General features: G+C 38.4%; 17 protein-coding genes. 7 read left to right on the forward strand and 10 right to left on the reverse strand.

The window, feature by feature from the left end; all coding sequences use genetic code 11:
- Positions 1-8 precede the first annotated feature (8 nt).
- Positions 9-821, reverse strand: a complete 813-nt coding sequence (locus BMW38_RS15465) for a TorF family putative porin (protein ID WP_045437199.1) — start codon at positions 819-821, stop codon at positions 9-11.
- A 962-nt stretch (positions 822-1,783) separates the two neighbouring features.
- Between BMW38_RS15465 and BMW38_RS15470 the strand changes: the two genes are divergently transcribed.
- Complete coding sequence (locus BMW38_RS15470) at positions 1,784-3,091, forward strand: OprD family outer membrane porin (protein ID WP_092709671.1); 1,308 nt, start codon at positions 1,784-1,786, stop codon at positions 3,089-3,091.
- 108 nt (positions 3,092-3,199) lie between these two features.
- Here the strand turns inward: BMW38_RS15470 and ppa are convergent, their stop codons facing one another.
- Together ppa and BMW38_RS15480 are read right to left on the reverse strand one after the other, a co-directional pair.
- Positions 3,200-3,724, reverse strand: coding sequence for an inorganic diphosphatase (gene ppa, locus BMW38_RS15475; protein WP_003654399.1), 525 nt, complete (start codon positions 3,722-3,724; stop codon positions 3,200-3,202).
- A 127-nt stretch (positions 3,725-3,851) separates the two neighbouring features.
- Positions 3,852-4,250 (reverse strand): MAPEG family protein, encoded by a 399-nt coding sequence (locus tag BMW38_RS15480; RefSeq protein ID WP_003654397.1) that lies wholly within the window; start codon positions 4,248-4,250, stop codon positions 3,852-3,854.
- A 106-nt stretch (positions 4,251-4,356) separates the two neighbouring features.
- On the opposite strand from BMW38_RS15480, the gene BMW38_RS15485 reads away from it, so the two are divergent.
- Positions 4,357-4,746: a hypothetical protein gene (locus BMW38_RS15485; protein ID WP_005037366.1), complete on the forward strand. Its 390-nt coding sequence runs from the start codon at positions 4,357-4,359 to the stop codon at positions 4,744-4,746.
- Positions 4,747-4,786: 40 nt separating this feature from the next.
- Here the strand turns inward: BMW38_RS15485 and BMW38_RS15490 are convergent, their stop codons facing one another.
- From BMW38_RS15490 to BMW38_RS15515, 6 genes are all read right to left on the reverse strand, one after another.
- The gene (locus tag BMW38_RS15490) at positions 4,787-6,466 is read right to left on the reverse strand and encodes a long-chain-fatty-acid--CoA ligase (protein WP_092709674.1); all 1,680 of its coding nucleotides are present in this window, start codon (positions 6,464-6,466) and stop codon (positions 4,787-4,789) included.
- Between the two features lie 296 nt (positions 6,467-6,762).
- Positions 6,763-8,982: a DNA topoisomerase IV subunit A gene (gene parC / locus BMW38_RS15495; RefSeq protein WP_092709677.1), complete on the reverse strand. Its 2,220-nt coding sequence runs from the start codon at positions 8,980-8,982 to the stop codon at positions 6,763-6,765.
- Between the two features lie 152 nt (positions 8,983-9,134).
- Entirely contained in the window at positions 9,135-10,454 is a 1,320-nt protein-coding gene (locus BMW38_RS15500) for a niacin transporter NiaP (protein ID WP_005037373.1), read from the reverse strand.
- Between the two features lie 81 nt (positions 10,455-10,535).
- A complete protein-coding gene (locus BMW38_RS15505; RefSeq protein ID WP_005045261.1) occupies positions 10,536-11,180 on the reverse strand; it encodes a trimeric intracellular cation channel family protein in 645 nt (214 codons plus the stop codon).
- A gap of 45 nt (positions 11,181-11,225) precedes the next feature.
- The gene (locus BMW38_RS15510) at positions 11,226-11,693 is read right to left on the reverse strand and encodes a YchJ family protein (RefSeq protein ID WP_092709681.1); all 468 of its coding nucleotides are present in this window, start codon (positions 11,691-11,693) and stop codon (positions 11,226-11,228) included.
- Between the two features lie 72 nt (positions 11,694-11,765).
- Positions 11,766-13,358: a TerC family protein gene (locus tag BMW38_RS15515; RefSeq protein WP_092709684.1), complete on the reverse strand. Its 1,593-nt coding sequence runs from the start codon at positions 13,356-13,358 to the stop codon at positions 11,766-11,768.
- A gap of 326 nt (positions 13,359-13,684) precedes the next feature.
- On the opposite strand from BMW38_RS15515, the gene BMW38_RS15520 reads away from it, so the two are divergent.
- The 5 genes from BMW38_RS15520 (at position 13,685) to BMW38_RS15540 (ending at position 18,437) form a co-directional block, all read left to right on the forward strand.
- Positions 13,685-14,308, forward strand: coding sequence for an LOG family protein (locus BMW38_RS15520; RefSeq protein ID WP_213031183.1), 624 nt, complete (start codon positions 13,685-13,687; stop codon positions 14,306-14,308).
- A gap of 169 nt (positions 14,309-14,477) precedes the next feature.
- Entirely contained in the window at positions 14,478-15,869 is a 1,392-nt protein-coding gene (gene mdtD, locus BMW38_RS15525; RefSeq protein WP_092709687.1) for a multidrug transporter subunit MdtD, read from the forward strand.
- 77 nt (positions 15,870-15,946) lie between these two features.
- The gene (locus BMW38_RS15530; protein ID WP_092709690.1) at positions 15,947-16,708 is read left to right on the forward strand and encodes a glycoside hydrolase family 25 protein; all 762 of its coding nucleotides are present in this window, start codon (positions 15,947-15,949) and stop codon (positions 16,706-16,708) included.
- A gap of 1 nt (position 16,709) precedes the next feature.
- Positions 16,710-17,765 (forward strand): DNA polymerase IV, encoded by a 1,056-nt coding sequence (gene dinB / locus BMW38_RS15535; protein WP_092709693.1) that lies wholly within the window; start codon positions 16,710-16,712, stop codon positions 17,763-17,765.
- A gap of 318 nt (positions 17,766-18,083) precedes the next feature.
- Positions 18,084-18,437 (forward strand): RidA family protein, encoded by a 354-nt coding sequence (locus BMW38_RS15540; protein ID WP_092709696.1) that lies wholly within the window; start codon positions 18,084-18,086, stop codon positions 18,435-18,437.
- Positions 18,438-18,645: 208 nt separating this feature from the next.
- On the opposite strand, the gene BMW38_RS15545 is transcribed toward BMW38_RS15540, so the two are convergent.
- The gene (locus tag BMW38_RS15545; protein ID WP_092709699.1) at positions 18,646-19,146 is read right to left on the reverse strand and encodes a DUF2726 domain-containing protein; all 501 of its coding nucleotides are present in this window, start codon (positions 19,144-19,146) and stop codon (positions 18,646-18,648) included.
- Between the last annotated feature and the right edge of the window lie 249 nt (positions 19,147-19,395).

A 19,395-nucleotide genomic window follows, 5' to 3' on the forward strand; every position in this document is an offset into this window, starting at 1 on the left:
GCATAAACTTAGAATGTTTTAGTTAAACTAAACACTAAGCCTGTGTCATAAGGTTTTTTACCAGCATCAGTCATACCAGAAGTGCTAATGTCTGTACCAACGACGTCTAGCTCAGCGACAATACCCAAAATGTTATAATTCACACCCACTTTATAATCGATATAGCTATCGTCTTCACCGGGTCCACCCGCAACTACAAGTAAAGAGTCTTTATTTTTGAGTTTGTTATATCCAACTGAAGCAAGTCCAGTGAAGCCTGTGTCTGCAATTGGTGCTGAATAACCTAGGTTAAAGTACCAGAACTCATCAGAGTGACCCCAATAATCATCTGAATAGCTTACACCCACACTAAGTGCATCACCTTTAAATAACGAATCAGCAAAAGTTAATTTTCCGTAAAATTCGTTAAAATCAAAACCAGTATCCCCATTGTATGGGTTAGTAAATTTTGAGTCAGAACCAATATAGCCGTAATGAATTACACCCACGTCATAGGTCGGTGCCAGCTTATCTGACAGTTTTAATGTATTTGTATAACCTAAAGAGATATCGGTTTCAGTTGAAACGCCAGGTGTATTAAAGTCAACGCTTGAACCCCACAGCGCGACATAGGCACCTGACTTATGAGAAAAAGTAAAACCACCTTGAATGGCTGGGTTATTTGACGATTGTGTAACACCGCGGAAGCGGTAGTCTGTAGTTGCCGCTACACTACCTGTTGCAGTGATACCATAAAAAGATGGTGCTTCTTCAGCCATAGCCATGGTTGAACCAGCTGCGAAAATACCAAGACCTAAGGTCTTAAGTGCAAATTTCATCATTTTGATCTCCCCCATAATGAATGCACGATTTATGTATATAAAACACATTGTGTTACTTAAGCTTTAGCAATTGCTGTGCCAAGTCCATATTCCCCTTCGCTGCATATCATTAATATTGAAATCAAAATATCTCTACAATAAAAATTCAATTTAATTTTTATAAAAATATATTCATAAAAAACAATATTATAAAATAAGACATCTATCCGATTAGAAAAGAGCAACATGAGAAAACACCTTGTCGGAAATAAATTAGCGACGTCAGGAGTATCCATTTACTCAATGTAAAATTTCTATTTAAACTTGAATAAGAGATATAAAAATTACGTAAATTTCTTAAAGCCGAGCTTGTAATGGTCTGTGAATGGGCATTTCTTTTAATTAGATTTCTTCATTTTTTTCTGTTTTGAAACTTATGAACTATTTTGGGTCTTTTTTAAGCAATAATATGAACAAAAAGAGTAATGCACAAAATTTACGCAGAATATCGCACTAAATTTGATCAAATCAACTAAATTCCATTGGCTTATTATAGTGATCTCTTTTTGCACATCATGCATTAAAAATAATGTTATATAGTAACATTTTAGAGAGCATTGAAAATAAACCGTTAAAAAAATCAACTTAAGAGAAGATTAAAAAGTAAACATATCCACCAAAAAAGAGTAAAAAATGAACACAAGAATCAACTATTTTTTGAGCTTAGAATATAAAATAAATGGTAAAAATCCACTAAAAAATAAATTACTTTTTTTATTTTAAACAATACATTAAGTATAAAAGCTTAATAGTAAATTTAGTAAACAACCAGTAACACATTAATCAATTTCTGCATAGCATATATAAAATAAAATCAACAAAAATATATCTTTTTTATAGATTACTTATACAATTGATTCAAATCCTAGGCCCTGAACAATAACAAGGCACAGGATTTATCGTTTTTATGAGGTTCTTTAAATATGCTAAATGCACAAAAACTTACATTAGCAGTTCTCATTTCTGCGGCAATAATTTCCTCAGCTCAGGCAAGTGAGCAAAGTGAGGCAAAAGGATTTGTTGAAGATGCGAACGGTTCTATTCTCTTCCGTACAGGTTACATCAGCCGTGATAAAAAAAATGGCGTGGATGACACCAGTTCATTTGCTCAAACAGCAATCGTAAATATTGATTCTGGCTTTACCCCTGGTATTGTTGGTTTCGGTGTTGGCGTTGTTGGTGACGGTTCATTTAAAATCGGCGAAAATAATAACGCTGGTAATAACATGATTCCACGTGAAACTGGGCTTAAAGATGGAAAATTAACTAAAGGTGCTGGTGATTCTTACGATCATTGGGCTCGTGGTGGTGGTAACGTAAAAGCACGTTTCTCGAACACAACAGTACGTTACGGTACTCAAGTACTTGATTTACCAGTTCTAGCAAGTAACACAGCACGTTTAGTGCCTGAATATTTTACAGGTACTTTATTAACCAGCCATGAAATCAAAGATTTAGAAGTAATTGCTGGTAAATTCACTAAAAACCAATATTCTGACCAAGTGAACACCGATGGCCGTCATCTTGACCGTGCAATTGTTTGGGGTGCTAAATACAAGTTTGATGATAATTTAAATGCATCTTACTATGGTTTGGATAATAAAGATAAACTTGAACGCCATTATGTAAATGTAAACTATAAACAACCATTGGCTAATGACAGCTCATTAACTTATGATTTTAGTGGTTATCATACTAAGTTTGATGAAGGTGCTTCTACTTATTCACAAACTACTGATGACCTATCTAATCGTAAAAACAATATTTGGGCAATCTCTACAGCCTATAATACTGGCCCACACAACCTCATGGTTGCTTACCAACAAAACAGCGGCAATGTTGGTTATGACTATGGTGAAAATGCTGACGGTGGCCAAAGTATTTATTTGCCAAACTCTTACCTGTCTGACTTCATCGGTAACGATGAAAAATCTGCACAAATCCAATACAGTCTTGATTTTGGTAAGTTAGGTGTATTACCTGGTCTAAACTGGACAACTGCATTTGTATACGGTTGGGACATCAAAGTTAAAGGTTTAACTGATGATGCTGAAGAACACGAATTCTTTAACCAAGTGAAATACACAGTTCAAAGTGGTTTCGCTAAAGATGCGAGCCTTCGTATTCGTAACTCTTACTACCGCGCAAGCGATGCTTACCAAACGAATGCTTACATCGGTGACACGAATGAATGGCGTATCTTCCTTGATATTCCTGTGAAATTATTCTAATTCATAGATCTATCAAGCATAAAAAAACCTACGTCTGGCAACAGATGTAGGTTTTTTTATTAGGCTCAGAATCTCAATTAAGAAACTCTGAGCCTTATCAATTAAAGCTTATTTAGCAGCTTCAATTGCTTTTAGTACTTCAGCTTTAGCAACATCAGCACCTTCCCAACCACTGATTTTTACCCACTTACCTGGTTCTAAATCTTTATAGTGACTGAAGAAATGCTCAACTTGGCTAATCAACAATGGAGGAAGATCTGTATATTCCTTCACATCTTTGTAAAGTGGAGACAATTTTTCGTGTGGAACAGCGATTAATTTCGCATCGATACCACCGTCATCTTCCATTTTTAATTTGCCCACTGGACGGCAACGAATTACAGAACCAGCAGCAACAGGATGTGGAGTTACAACAAGTACGTCTAACGGGTCGCCATCTTCAGACAAAGTATTTGGAACATAACCATAGTTCGCTGGATAGAACATTGCTGTGCCCATGAAACGGTCTACAAACAATGCATCAGAATCTTTGTCGATTTCATATTTAATTGGTGCTGCATTTGCAGGAATTTCAATGATGACATAGATGTCATTTGGGGCATCTTTACCTGCTGGGATATCGCTGTAACTCATATCAATACTCTTTCGTTATGAAGTCAGATGTAAAATCCACTCGATTATAGCGTGGATATCATCAAAATGATGCCGATTATACAATGCGCACACGCGAAAGTTGATATGAATGATGACAGAATGACACTCAAGTCAGTTTAATCGTGACCACTAATAAGAAGATTGGACACAATATAGATAAGAACCAGACAATCGAGCGTAAAGTTGCCCAATTACTTAAATAGCAGATCCCATAAATAACTCTTAAAATAATATATGCCCAACCTAATCTCAGAATAAAATATTCTGGAACAACCATATATTCAGCCATTAAAATAGCCGTTAAGAATAAAGGTAGGCTTTCAAAACTATTTTGTTGTACGGCATTAGCGCGAGCAGCCAGACCAGTTGTTTTGGCAAAAAAAGCTCTCGGATTTTGATTATCGGCAGGCTGAAAACCACCTGTAATTTTTGCAATTGCGGTAAATGCGTATGGCAGTAAACATGCCACTAAAATAATATAGATAATGCCGCTGATGCCCTGCATAGTGCCATCCATCACTGAAAATACTGTTGATCATGCTATCATAACATTGCGTTTTTACCTGAAATTTTATGCAATCACTTGTCAACACTGATGAATAGGGCCATGTATGCAACAACCTGATCAAAAAGAATTGTTTGAAGTCTTGGATAAGCAAAAACAGAATCAACTTCAGATAGATCGCATATTAAAGATCGTACTCCCTATTGTCGCTTTTTTACTGAGTGTGATTTGTGCAAATTTAAATTGGCAATCGACACTTGGCACCTTTGTTATTTTAACAATTACCTTTATTGCTGTCGGTATTAAACGACTTCCTTTGTGGCACTGGCTCATTGTGATTACGATATATTGCTTAGCAGATAATTATTTAAGTTATGGTCAGCTTGATTTAACTCATCTACGCCTGCAACTCGGCACAATGCTTGTTTTTGTGGGGATGGTTGGAATTGGACGCCCTTATATAGACCGCTGGTTTATAAAAAGTCATAAAATATAAAATAAAAAAAGCGCCCTAAGGCGCTTTTTTTATTAACCGATTAAGCTGGTTTACGTAAGTCTTTACGTAAAATTTTGCCTACATTTGATTTTGGTAATTCATCCATAAACTCAACATAACGAGGGCGCTTATAGCCTGTTAAGTTCTCTTTAGCAAAGCTCAAAACTTCTTCAGTCGTTAGGCTTTGATCTTTTTTCACGATAAAGAGTTTTGGCACTTCACCTGATTTTTCATCTGGAACACCAATCGCTGCAACTTCCAATACTTTTGGATGTTTAGCAATAACTTCTTCGATTTCACTTGGGTAAACGTTAAAGCCAGAAACCAAAATCATATCTTTTTTACGATCTACAATTTTTGTATATCCACGGCTATCCATAACGCCGATATCACCCGTACGGAAGAAACCATCTGCTGTCATGACTTTAGCTGTCTCATCAGGGCGGTTCCAGTAACCTTTCATGACTTGAGGCCCACGAATCGAGATTTCACCTTGCTCACCTAAAGCAACTTCTTTACCGTCATCATCTAAAATGGCAACTTCAGTTAAAGGTAACGGAATACCAATGGTGCCGCTAAATTCAGTAGAAGCAGGTGGATTTGCAGTTGCTACCGGTGAGGTTTCTGACAAACCATAACCTTCAATAATGGTTGTGCCCGTAATTTTCTTCCAAGCTTCTGCTGTGGAAGGTAAAACGGCCATACCACCGCCCATCGCCATTTTTAACTTGCTATGGTCAAGTTGTCTGAACTCTTCATTATTCACTAAAGCATTAAATAATGTATTTACTGCTGGGAAGAATGATGGTTGATATTTACGTAGTTCGTTGATAACAGCTGGTAAATCACGAGGGTTGGGAATCAAGATATTTGCCTGACCTTTATACATACCGTACATCGCGCAAACCATGAACGCAAAAATATGATAAAGCGGCAATGCACAAACAATACGATCGCCTTTAGCGCCATCGTTTGCTCCAAATTTACTTTGGAAAATGCCATCACACTGAAGTAAGTTTGCTACAAGATTACGATGAGTAAGCTCTGCACCTTTTGAAACACCTGTCGTACCACCAGTATATTGAAGTACAGCCGTATCACTTAAAGTTAAACTCGGGCGCTTATAATTACTTGAGTTTTCTTTATTTAATGCTGAATTAAACTTAACGTGCCCAGGAATATTCCAAGCCGGAATTTGCTTACGTACTTTACGTAATACAAAGTTAACTAGAGTACCTTTGAGTGTACCGAGCATATCTCCTACTGATGCAACTACAACATGCTTCACTGGAGTTTTACCTAAAATGCTTTGGTAAACACTGGCAAAGTTTTCGATGATCACAAGTACTTCTGCACCTGAGTCATTTAATTGATGCTCAAGCTCACGCGCGGTATAAAGTGGATTAACATTCACTAATACCAAGCCTGCACGTAAGACAGCTAATGCAACTACAGGATACTGCAACACATTCGGCATCATCACTGCCACACGAGTTCCTTTTGCTAACCCCAAATTTTGCAAATAGGTCGCGAACTTACGGCTTGCAAGCTCCAACTCATTAAATGACATCGCTTTATCCATAAAGATAAAGGCATCGCGAGAACCAAATTTTTGGAAATTACTCTCAAAAATATCAACAAGTGAGGTATTTTCCGCAGGCAATGCTACTGTTTCTGGAATCCCTGTCTTTTGGTATTCTGCAAACCAAATTTTTTCCATAATGCCATTATCTCCGATTCGTAATCCTTAGTAATAACTGTTATTCAATGCCCCAGCTATTCTTTAGCTTCTTGGTGCCAGAACATATTTAAAACTTATTGGCACATTCATGACACTTCGAACAAGATTATGAGACAGAAGTTTTGACAATTTAACCCTGCCAAATTTTTTGCATGGAGTACAAATTACGTACTCCAAATTGCTGTCCTTTTAATCGTTATTCAATACCAACAAGTTCAGTTCATTGCTTGAACATGTTGCCATATATAGCGTATTTATGTTGCCAGACGCTAGCTTTATCTCTGAATCAACAGTTTATTTGCTTTTTGATATCCACGTGGTAAGAGCTGACCTTTTGAAGCTCGTTTACCCAGGTATTTTTGTAGATCATCACCTTTTAATTTTAAATGTTGTTGCCCTGCAACCACCTGAATTATTTCATCTAAGTTCAGGGTTGTCATGGATAAAATTTGCTCTTTCGCTTCAAGTTGTATCAACTTATTACCTTTACCCTTATTTAAATTTGGGAGTTCTGCCAAATCAATGATTAAGAGTCGACCTGCTGAACTGAGCACAGCCAAATGTGTCATATTTTGAGCAGATATTAATGGTAAAGCTTTTGATTTATCAGGTACCGACAAGAATGTTTTACCTGCCTTGGCATTGGTATCTAGCTGTTTGGCTTGAGTTTTAAATCCATAACCTGATGTACTAGCAGCGATAAGTTCAGACGCTTCATCTTCTAGATAAACCTGAATAAACGACACGCCACTTGCAGGAGCAAGTTTGGAACTTAATGGTTCACCTAAACCTCTTGCTGATGGCAAGCTACTGATAGGTAAAGCATAACTACGCCCTGTCTCATCAAGGAAATAAATCCGTTGATTGGTTTTGCCCACAGCGTGACTTAAATATTGGTCGCCAGCACGGTAGTTTAAATTTTCTGCATCAACATCTGCACCTTTTGCGGCACGAATCCAACCCGCTTCAGATAAAACTACTGTTACTGTTTCTGCTGGTACAAGGTCTTGTTCTTTAATCTGGACAGCTTCAGCACGCGCTACAATTGGAGAACGGCGTTCGTCACCAAACTTTTTCGCGTCTTCTTTTAATTCACCAATAATCAGATTTTTTAAAGATTCAGGATTTTCCAATTGCTCACGAATAATTGCTGCTTTTGCTGCAAGTTCATCCTGCTCTTGACGGATTTCCATCTCTTCGAGTTTTGCTAAATGACGTAACTTGAGTTCTAAAATTGCTTCTGCCTGTATCTCATCAATCTTGAAATGTTCCATCAATACAGGTTTAGGCTGATCTTCTTCACGAATAATGCGGATAACCGTATCAATATCGAGATAAGCAATTAAAAGACCTGCCAAAATATGCAGGCGCTTTTCAATTCGGTTTAAATGGTATTCTAAACGGCGAGTCACCGTTTTTTTACGGATCTCAATCCATTCCAGCAAAATACGACGAATCGATTTAACCTGAGGACGCCCATCTTCACCAATCATGTTTAAATTAACACGATAGCTTGACTCTAAGTCCGTCGTTGCAAATAAGTGGCTCATCACCGCTTCAGCATCAATACGATTTGAACGAAGTACAATCACTAATCGTGTTGGGTTTGCATGATCCGACTCATCACGTATATCCACCACCAATGGTAGCTTCTTAGCCTGCATTTGATCGGCAATTTGAGTAATGACCTTAGAACCCGATACCTGATAAGGCAATTCAGTAATCACGATTTCATTTTTTTCGATGGTGTACACCGCTCGCATGCGGTAACTACCACGACCAGTAGTCTGGATTTTGAGTAATTCTTCTGGTGGAGTAATAATTTCAGCTTTTGTTGGTAAATCTGGCGCTGGAATATATTCAGCCAATTTTTCATCTGAAGTTTGCGGATTACGAATTAAGGCAATCGTTCCTTTAATCACTTCACGTAAATTATGCGGCGGAATATCTGTCGCCATACCAACAGCAATCCCCGTTGTGCCGTTGAGTAGAATATTAGGAATACGTGCTGGCAACGTAATAGGTTCTTTTAATGAACCATCAAAGTTATCTTGCCAGTCAGTTGTGCCCTGACCTAACTCATTTAACAATAACTCACTGTAGGCAGAAAGTTTTGCTTCGGTATAACGCATCGCAGCAAATGATTTAGGATCATCTGGCGCCCCCCAGTTACCTTGTCCTTCAATTAAAGGATAACGATAACTAAACGGCTGTGCCATCAATACCATGGCTTCATAACATGCAGAATCGCCATGAGGATGGTATTTACCAAGTACATCACCGACTGTACGGGCTGATTTTTTTGGCTTCCCACTATTTTTCAGCCCTAATTCGCTCATGGCAAATACAATACGGCGCTGTACAGGCTTTAAACCATCACTGATATGTGGCAATGCACGGTCCATGATGACGTACATGGCATAATTCAGGTAAGCCTGTTCAGTAAATTCGGCTACAGAGCGGTTTTCTGTCGCTTGATGCGCAAGGCTGGTCATAGTCAGCTTATCTTCCAAATCAGTCGTTATTTTAAATGAGTCTTATGCTAAGTGGGCTATGTTACAGACACAAGAGGGAGTCTGTCACCTGAGCGTCAAATTATGTCTCATCTCTCTATATTTTTAGTTACTTGCTATAAAGTTAGGCAAAACTAGAGGCCTATCGACTCTAATCTTTTTCCTTGGGTTTCTTCACCCAATATCAAAATTACAGCAGCAACCAAAAGCAAAACAACTGTAAACATCATAAAAACGTGGCTAAATCCGTTCTTAGCCACCATCATATGTGTAACAACGATCGGCGCCAAAATCCCGCCTAAACGCCCCATTGCCGAAGCCCAACCAGAACCAAAAGCTCGAATATTGGCTGGATATTGCTCTGGCGTATAGGTATATAACACTCCCCATGCTCCTAAATTAAAGAATGACATGAGGCAGCCCCAAAACATGATGCTATTCACACTGTCGGCTTGTCCAAAGAAATATGCAGACAATGCACAAAAGCCAATAAAAGAAGCCAGTGTAATCTTTCTTCCCAAGCGCTCTACAAACCATGCAGCTGCCAAGTAACCTGGTAGCTGTGCCAAAATCATAAGAAGAACATATTCAAAAGATTTAACAATGTCATAGCCTTGTTTCACCAATAAACTCGGTAACCAAGTAAAAATACCATAGTAGGAATAGACAATCCCAAACCAAATGAGCCAGAGCATTAAACTACGGCGTGCAAAAGGACCACTCCAAAGTTGTTTAAAAGAAACCTTTTGTCGTATAGCTACAGGCATGACTTCAATATGATGGACAATTTGAACACCAGCTTGAGCTTCTAATTTTTGAACTAATGCATGCGCTTCTTCAATACGACCACGATTAATCAGGTACGGTATCGACTCAGGAAGTTTTTTCCAAATCACTAAAATATAAATCAGTGGGAGGCCACCCATAAGAAATGCAATATGCCAACCAAACTTAGGAATAATAAAATAAGAAATTAATGCAGCAACCAACCAGCCTAAACCCCAAAAACTTTCAAGGAGTACAATAAAACGACCACGTACATGTGCGGGTATATATTCGCTAACCAGTGTTACAGCAACAGGCAACTGTCCACCAAGACCAACACCAACAATAAAACGAAAAATTAATAACCACTTTAAATCTGGCGCAAAAGCACATAAGGCCGTCGCGATACTATAAATTGCCATGGTAGTGGCAAATATTGTCTTACGGCCAAATCGATCAGCCAAAGCTCCCGAACAAACTGCTCCAATCGCCATTCCCACAAAGCCAATACTCACAATCCAGCCACTTTCGGCTGGAGTTAGCGCCCAGTCTTTGACTAAGGTTGTCATGATAAAAGCAATGATTCCTGTGTCCATCGCATCAAACATCCAACCTAGCCCAACCACCCACAATAATGTGTAGTGAAATTTGCCGATTGGAAGATTTTGTATACGTGAAATCAGGTCCATAGGAAAACTCTACTGGAAAAAGTAAGTGAGCAAGACAATATATTTAATTGTTATAGCATGCTCACATAGCATTCTGCATGATTAATGTTCGTCGGTTGAAGAAGCCGATTCCGCATCATCATCTTTATAAATAAATTTAGGCATTTCTAAACCAAAATAGATGGCAATCAAACGAAGGGTAAAACCGAAAATTAAGGTTGAAATGACGGTTAACTCTAAACTTAACCCTAAATCCTGACATACCCAGTAACAGATGACCGCCACCAAAGAAATACTCGCATAAAGTTCGCGACGGAAAACAAACGGGACATCGTTACATAAAATGTCACGTAAAATACCGCCAGAAACTCCGGTCAATACACCAGCTACAGCTGACACGACAAAACCGTGCCCCATCTGCAAGGCAATCTGGCAACCAATGATGGTAAACCCGATTAAACCTAAAGCATCGAGCACCAAAAAGATGTTATGTAAGTGACGCATCCATTTGGCAATAATGATTGTGACAAATGCAGCGCAACAAGTCAGAACCAAATATTCAGGATGTTTTACCCAAGTTAAAGGATAGTGGCCGAGTAGTACATCACGTACAGAGCCACCACCCAAGGCCGTCACACAGGCAATCAGTACGACACCGAACCAGTCCATACTCCGTCGCCCAGCAGACAATGCACCTGTCATGGCTTCCGCAGTAATCGCAATAATATAAATAACGGTGAGTAACATCGCCCTTTCCCTCAGGCCAAACGGTGGGCGTATTTTAAGGTAAAGTTATATGAATTGTGCACAGCATTGTTTAAATTTTTTTCCAGAGCCACATACACACGGTTGTTTCATCGTGACATGCATATCTACAGTGGGGTCAAGAAAAAACCATTGTTGTTGCTGATATACAAAATGTGAAACCTCATGGTGAACCTGAGCTTTTTGTCCATCATGATAATGGGCCTTGAACTCAACCTGCGCATGCATTTTGTCTAATTTTTCTTTGGCCTGAATAACTTCTAAACCCAGCCATTGATTTTGTTTGCTCCAGTCTGCAATAGCCTCTTTATCAAGAGCAGCTTGCTGACCTAAAGCAGTTGTTTTCACAATATAGTCAATTTGTTGTAATGCAAAAGCACTATAACGCGAACGCATAAGCTGCTCTGCTGTTAGGGCTTTTTCTGTACCTAAATGTAAAGGCTCACAACATTCTGCATAGCTGCCTTTTCCACATGGACAAGTGTGTTGAGTCATTCTGTGTTTCTCAAATAAAAAAATAGCTCAGATTTGAGCTATTTTATGATGTTTCTAGACTTGAAATGTCATTTAATCTTTTGATTCATCTTGTTCGATAGAAACAATATGAACTTTCTCGATTTTATGGCCTTCCATCGTCACCACTTCAAAGCGATAACCATCTGCTTCAACAGTTTCACCATTTTCAGGCAAGCGACCTAAATGAAATAATAAATAACCCGATAAAGTTGAATATTGCTCACTTTCATCAACCAAATCACGACCTAATAACAAAGATACATGGCGAATGTCGGTTGAACCTTCAAGTATTAATGAACCATCTTCCAAGCTCTCAGCAGCCGCATCTAGTTCATCTTCATCTGGGAATTCACCCGCAATTGCTTCTAAGATATCGATTGGTGTTGCAATACCTTCAATTGAACCGTATTCATTTAAAACGATTGCCATTTGTAAAGGCGCTTGACGTAATTGCTCCATCACCATAAGTACTTGAGCATTTTCATGCACAATGACGGGTTCACGTAAATGCTTTTGGAAATCGACTACACCAGTTTCAATAAAGCCATTCAAAACTTTATGAGTGAGTGCAATACCCTCAATATTATCAAGCTCACCACGTGCAACAATCAAACGAGAGTGTGTCATTGACATTAAACGTTCTTTTAAAACTTCCGGTTCGTCGTCTAAATCAATCCATTCAAGTTCAGGTCGTGGAGTCATAACAGACTTTACAGGACGTTCTGATAAACTAAGAACACCTTGCACAAGTACACTATGATAAGCACCATTTTCTTCGTCAAAAACTTCATCTGCAAAAGCTTGTGTAGCCAATACATCTTCTTTATCAGAAGATTGCGTATCTGAGCTAGAACCACTGCTTTTACTTCCTAGCATACGTAAAACCGCAGAGGCAGTGCGATAACGCAAGTCTGTGGTTGTCACTAGCTTTTCCTGATTGCGGCGCATGCTCTGATTGATAATTTCTACCAAAACAGAGAAACCAATTGCAGCATATAAGTAACCCTTTGGAATATGGAAACCAAAACCTTCCACGACTAAAGAGAAACCAATCATCATCAAGAAACCAAGACACAGAATAACGACCGTTGGATGCTTATTGACAAAGTCCATGAGTGGTCTTGATGCCCACAACATGATTCCGACAGCTATTACAACCGCAACCATCATGATTGACAGTTCTTTCACCATACCTACAGCTGTAATCACACTGTCTAATGAGAACACAGCATCAAGCACAACAATCTGGACAATGACCATCCAGAACGCAGCATGAACGGGATTATCTTCTTTATGAAGTTGGTTACCTTCCATTCGTTCATGCAATTCCATGGTGCCTTTAAAGAGCAAGAACACACCACCGAACAACAAAATCAAATCACGGCCAGAAAATGGATGATTAAGAATATGGAAGAGTGGTTCAGTCAGTGTCACGACCCAAGCAATCGAAGCTAAAAGTACTAAACGCATTCCCAAAGCGAGCACAAGACCCACTATACGTGCTTTAGCTCGCTGTTCTGGCGGCAGTTTTTCGGCCAAAATAGCAATGAAAACGAGATTATCGATCCCCAATACAATTTCAAGAACGATTAAAGTTGCTAAGCCCACCCAAGCAGCGGGATCAGACATCCATTCAAAGATCATCGATCCTGCTCCTGCGCTGACTGGATTTTATCTTTATTTGGCAACACAGCAGGCATGCCCATACAAAGGAGGGAAAATGTTTTTTTAGGACAAGAAATTAAAACGGAGCGACTACAACCACTACCCATATTTGTTCATATGTTGTTAAACGAATTTTTAGTATAGGCAAGATTTAATAGAAATTCATCATTTTTATTTGTTCATGACGGGCATTCACCAAACCCATACAAAATATGAATCTTTCTTATTAATCTGCTTATAAAGTTGTCATATCTTTGGCTTAGTGTAGACAAGAAATATGAACGTGATAAGGTGAAAATAAAGCAATGAATAGCGTATTAACAATGGCAGTAAATGATTCATCTATAACAGCTGTAAAAACAAAACAACCTCTTATTGCATTATATTGTGGTTCACGTATAGGAAATAATCCAATCTATCGAGAAAAAGCAATTGAGCTCGCTCGCGGAATTGCTGAGCAAGGCTTTGGTTTGGTCTACGGCGGTGCAAGCATTGGCTTAATGGGACAAGTAGCCGACAGCGTACTCGAAAATGGCGGTGAAGCTGTGGGAGTGATCCCTGATTTTATGCTTAACTATGAAGAAGCACACTCAAGATTAACCGAATTACACGTGGTAGAAACCATGCATGAGCGCAAAGCCATGATGGCTGAACGTGCAAGTGCATTTGTTGCATTACCGGGTGGTTTAGGAACATTCGAAGAGATATTAGAAATAGCCACTTGGGGTCAACTCAACCAACATCAAAAACCCATGATTTTATATAACGTAAATGGTTTTTATAATGCATTGATTGCTCAGTTAGATCATGCGGTTCAAGAGGGTTTTCTCCCACTTCAACACCGCGCTAAATTGATTATCTGCGAAGATGTTGATCAAATTTATAACGTGATTAAAAACTTAAAAATGCCAAAAAGATTTGTTGTGTAGTTCCCCCCTACTCTCCATAAAAAAGCGGTTCTTCCGCTTTTTTTGTTTTAACTATTTTCACCGTGCCTTCAAAAGCACTTAGATTTAGTAAAGGGGTACTCAACATTGTCTTACTTTTTTTACTTTCAATTTGTTTTACACTAGACCAAAACGTTAACTTTCAAATGTTATGAATGCCACGCCGACTCACCAAGCCTTGCAACCTGAATATCGCTTACTCGTACTTTTGGTTTCCATTGGCTTTTTTATGCAGGCTTTGGACACAACGATTGTAAATACCGCTATTCCTGCAATGGCTCACCATTTAAATGAAGACCCTCTACGCATGCATAGCGTAGTAGTGGCCTATGTTTTATCAGTAGCTGCCTGTATTCCTTTAAGTGGTTGGTTAGCAGACCGCTTTGGTGTTAGAAATATTTTCTTATCAGCAATCGTTATTTTTACTTTAGCCTCTTTAGGTTGTGGTCTTTCTCAAAGTCTTAATGAGCTGTTAGTTTTCCGAGTTATCCAAGGCGTGGGTGGAGCATTATTACTCCCTGTTGGTCGATTATCTCTTTTAAAAATTATTCCCCGAACTCAGTTCTTAGCTGCAATGAGCTTAATGAGTCTTGCAGGTTTACTCGGACCTTTGGCTGGTCCAACTTTAGGCGGCTGGTTAGTTGAAGTTGCAACTTGGCACTGGATTTTTCTCATCAATATTCCTATGGGTATTTTAGGCATCTTAATGACATTAAAAGTCATGCCTAATTTAAAAGAACCTTCAGTCAAAACATTTGATTTAGGCGGCTTCATCTTATTAGTGGTAGCAATGATCGGATGGTCTTTGGGTATCGAACATCTAGCCTCACCTGAATATTCAAAATGGTTCAGCATTTCGCTATTGGTGGTCGGCATAATCGCAACGCTTTGGTATGCCTATCATTCTCATACACATCAAAACGCGTTGTTCCGTAGCCGACTTTTTAGAAACAAAATTTATGCGATTGGTATTTTAGGTAATTTCTTTGCCCGCTTTGGTGGTAATGCCTTACCTTTTGTTTTACCACTCATGTTACAGGTCGCTTTTGGCTTTGAACCTTTTATTGCGGGTTTAATGATGATTCCTCTGGTCTTAGGTTCATTATTTTCAAAGCCAATCGTCAGACCTATTATTCAGAAAATTGGCTATAGACGTTTTTTACTTATCAATACAACACTGGTCGGGTTATGTATTGCATCTTTTACCATCATGACAGTCGACACTCCAACTTGGTTTAGAGCCTTACACTTTTTCTTATTTGGCACATTAAATTCATTACAATTTGTTGGAATGAACACTTTGACATTAAAAGATTTGCCTCAACAAGATGCGAGTAGCGGTAATAGTTTTTTATCAATGATCATGATGCTATCAATGAGTATTGGCGTGGCGCTGGCAGGAACACTTATTAATGTATTTACCAATTATTATGGTGCCGATCACGTAACAACAGCATTCCATCTCACTTTAATTTGCCTCGGTTGTATCAATGTCATTGCTGCACTTATCTTCTGGCAAATTCCAAAAAATACCCCCGTATAAGCTGTTGCATTTTTAGCGTGGTTTCTCATTCTTGAATCACGCTATGATGTCGGCCTAACATCTTTAATGAGTTTTGCATGACCAAACTGGCTAAAACCTTTTTCACAGCACGGCACCACAATACCCTAATTGGAATTGGCTTGGCATGTGTTATGGGAGTCTTGGCTTATTTTGGTCTGTTCTATCAGCAAAAAGCTGTTGCACAAGATTATCCAGTTCAAGGATTCGATGTCTCTCACCATCAAGGGGACATTGACTGGAAAAAAATATCACCAGAAAAGTTCCAATTCGTTTATTTAAAAGCGACTGAAGGCGGTGATTATAAAGATTCAAAATTTCAAGAAAATTGGCTTAAGGCTCGTGAACATGGGTTTCATGTAGGGGCTTATCACTTTTATCGTCTATGCCGTGATGGTAAAACGCAAGCAGATAACTTTATTGCGACGGTGCCTAAAAAATCAGATGCGCTTCCGCCAGTTATTGATCTGGAATATGACAGTAACTGTATTAATACGCATACCAAAGAGCAGTTAATTAAAGAAATTGGCATCATGCATGACCGCCTAAAACAGCATTATGGCAAACAGCCTATCTTTTATATTTCTAAAACTTTTTACCACATTGTATTAATAGGTAGTTTCCCAAATACACCACTTTGGGTCAGAGATTACGAAGGAAAACCTGAACTTAAAGATAAAAGAAAATGGCTCTTTTGGCAGCATAGTAATCAAGGTAAAATTGAAGGGATAACAAAGCCTGTAGACTTAAATGTCTATGAGGGTTCAGTCAAAGAATGGCACCAATTTTTACAGCAGCAAGGCATCGTGAAAACACAATAATATGCGCAAAATCATTCATATCGATATGGATGCCTTTTATGCATCAGTCGAGCTACGGGAACAACCTGAATTAAGGCATTTACCCGTTGTTATTTCGTCTCATCATCCGCGAGCTGTAATTGCTGCTGCATCTTATCCTGCCCGCGAATTTGGTTTACGTTCAGCCATGTCGATGAGTCAGGCAAGAAAACTATGTCCTCAAGTCGTTATTATTGAACCAAATTTTGAAAAATATCGCACAGTTTCAGCTCAAATTCATTCTATCTTTCAGCAATATACGCTACTTATTGAGCCATTATCTTTAGATGAAGCTTATTTGGATGTCACTGAGAATTTAAAACAGATTGCGAGTGCAACTGAAGTTGCCATGCATATTCGAGAAGATATTTTTAGATTAACTGGATTGACAGCATCGGCAGGTGTAGCACCCAATAAGTTTTTAGCAAAAATTGCTTCTGACTGGAATAAACCGAATGGCTTATGCGTAATAAAACCTTCGCAGGTTGCTAATTTCATTCAAGATCTTCCACTTAAAAAAATTCCTGGTGTGGGTAAAGTCACTCAGGAAAAATTACAACAGCTTCAGTTACATACGCTGGGTGACTTACAGAAAATTGAAGAGGCTATTTTAATTCACCACTTTGGTAAATATGGTCAACAGCTCTATCTATATGCGCAAGGGATTGATCATAGACCTGTTCAAGCTGAAAGAGCTCGCCAACAAATTTCGAAAGAGACAACTTTCGATAGTGATTTTACTTTAGCTCAATGTCAGCCCTATTGGCAGGGATTAGCCGAAAAAGTCTGGCAAAGCTTAGAGAAAAAACAGCTCAATGCACGTGGTGTTAATGTCAAACTTAAACTCAAGAATTTTCAGACTTTACAACATAGTAAAAGCTTTAAAAGACCTATTCAGTCGCTACAAGATTTAATCCAAGTTTTATTTTTATTATTAAATGAAATGCAGATTCCCGAAAATTTCCAGTTCCGCTTAATTGGTATAGGGGTTTATCAGTTACAAACTCAATCAGATGACTTTCAACTTAACCTTTGGTGACTGACTACTTTTCATTCAAAAAGAGTGGATTTTGAACAAAATCTATTCCCTTTTGCTCCAAGTTTAGAGTAACCTAATCAGCGCATATTCATTACCCATGTATTTGCAACATGCCTAAAGCAACCTTTACTTTTGGCATACCGTCCTGTGATTGGCGTGACGACCAAATCCGAATATTACAGGGCCCTTCTGATACATGGCTTAGCATATTCTCTTCATCACAATAATCTACTGAAATTCTTTTCTACTTGCTTGCACCTACCTAGCAACTCTTCATAAAATCAAAACTATTAAATAAAGCCACTCTAGAGCATTTTTATGACGGTAAAGCGTTTACACGTTACTTCACGTTACTGCGAAGTTGCAATTTCAGGTAATTTAGTACACTTAGCTGGGCAACTCGCAGATGATACAAGCGTAGATGTTACATCACAGACTCAGCAAACTTTAGATAATATTGATCGCTTATTGGCAGAAGCTGGAACCGATAAAACCCACATTCTTTCTGTCATGATTTTTCTAAAAGATATCGAAAAAGATTATGCAGCGATGAATGCTGTTTGGGATGCATGGATTAGTGAAAGGAACCCACCAGCGCGTACTTGTGTTGAGTCCAAACTTTATGCGCCAGACGTGCTTGTAGAAATGACGGTTGTTGCAGTACTTCCATAATTTTTATAAATATAAATCGAGATTAAATTGAGCAATATCTCTAGTTATATTGCTCAATTTTTTACTGCTTTTAAATAATGAGTGTCAGTATCTTATTAGGGCTTATCAAATTACCAAGCTTGCCCATACTTGTTATTCAAGATTAGACACAATTATTTTTAATCTTTATTGCACCGAACTTTTATCCAAATCCAACGTTATTTACTTTTTAAGACTTCACAAAAGCATTTGACATTCTTTCTAGCTGTGGCGTTGCATGTAAAGTTGCCATCTCTGTTTCTGGAGTCAATAAGTCTCTTCTTAGATCATGATAGTCAGGTACCTCACTATAATGCAGCACGCGATAACCAGCGAGTTGCAACAGACGACGTTCATATTGTTGATGCGCTCGGCGTAAACCATTTTCGCCAAGAACAACAACGACTACAACCTGATAATTTTGATCAAGTACAACAAAATCAGCTGCCATATTTTGATATTTTCGACGTGTATGCGCATATTTTGTAGTTAGTAGTGCATCAAAGGATACATGTGCCAATACTGTAAATTTAGGCAAAACTGTTTGTAGTCTAGTTAATGTTATTTGCTCATGACTCGTTAATACTGCACGGCGCTTCAAGGCACTATCATGTTGATGCCTTCGTGAAAGACTTTTCACTGCCATCACAACAGCCAAAAATAATAATAAGATCGTAATTAGATAATACATGGGCTTAATCCTTTAAGTTTTTTATAATGATTTTGCTAGATCACACTTTGTTTTAATTGATAACGACACAGCCGTTCTTTAAAAGGTTCACTTAGTAATTTCACTTGTAGTTATCAAGCTTGGCTTAAATTTAGCCACCCTCACATTATTTATAATCATAGAGTCAACAACAATCAAGTGCAGCTCGTCAGATTTATGGTATTTATCATTTTTCGTTACGCTTTTTGTACTTTAAATCTGCAAAAGTCT

It is taken from the genome of Acinetobacter sp. yr461, assembly GCF_900110445.1.
Lineage (GTDB): Bacteria > Pseudomonadota > Gammaproteobacteria > Pseudomonadales > Moraxellaceae > Acinetobacter > Acinetobacter calcoaceticus.